This is a genomic window from Herbiconiux daphne (genome assembly GCF_024979295.1).
Classification (GTDB): Bacteria; Actinomycetota; Actinomycetes; order Actinomycetales; family Microbacteriaceae; genus Herbiconiux; species Herbiconiux daphnes.
Window position 1 is genome coordinate 1 of sequence record NZ_JANLCJ010000257.1, and the last position, 844, is coordinate 844.

At 48.9% G+C, this 844-nt stretch carries 2 protein-coding genes; both read right to left on the reverse strand.

Annotated elements, in window-relative coordinates; genetic code table 11:
* On the reverse strand, positions 1-467 hold a 467-nt coding region (locus tag N1032_RS24480), incomplete at its 3' end, for a hypothetical protein (protein ID WP_259543116.1).
* A 70-nt stretch (positions 468-537) separates the two neighbouring features.
* Positions 538-844 (reverse strand): YadA C-terminal domain-containing protein (locus tag N1032_RS24485; protein WP_259543117.1); only part of this gene is annotated, 307 nt, incomplete at its 5' end.

The window sequence follows — 844 nt, forward strand, 5'->3', positions numbered from 1 at the left end:
GAGAGCAGGCAGGACACAGCGTGACCATCCATATTCTCTTCACCGACTGTTGCCCAGGCATTGCTCAGGTCAACCAGTTTCAGGGAAGTCTCAACCACCAGAGCAGCGTTACCTTCTTCTTCGTTCACGTGAGTGAGAAGATTCAGGTGGTCAATCTGGTCTGCTGAGATTTCCACAACCACTGGTTCTGGCACTACTTCGTTGGTGTAGATAGCAATCAGTGCTGCTGTCTCTGGAGAACCATTATCACCTGAAAGACCCAGACCTTCAAGAATCTCAAGGTGTGATGGGTTGAAAGATTTGATGGAATCCAGCAGGTCAGCCAGACGGTCATCTTCAACTTCGACGATGATGGCATCGTAGACAGCACGAGCAGCCGCAGTTTCGAGGTTGCCATTCTCGATGAACTGGAGTGTGTCGTGAAGTTTGATGAGGGTGATTACATCGAAGCGTGTTTCATTTGACATAATGTTTCTCCAATATGTCGAGGGTTAAGTGGTGGGTTGTTTACGTGTTCCCACCTCACACGAGATTCTGTTACCAACCAACAGACATTGACGCTGCTGTTCCTACATTCCCCGCAGAATCAAGAGAGTTCTGAACAGCGAAGCGGACATTGCCCACGGTATGTTGATATCCGATAGCCACAGCGTTACCACCAGCGTAGTTACCAGCACCAATAGCCACAGCGTTAGCAGCAGGAACATAGTGAAGACCAGCCATTGCCATCGCACTGCTCACCCCTGCCATTGCTTGCTTGTGGTTAGAGGATATTGTTTTGTCCTGTTGTTTCTGATGAGCCTGAACATTATCCAGACGCTGAGAGTTAACAGCAATGCTCTCA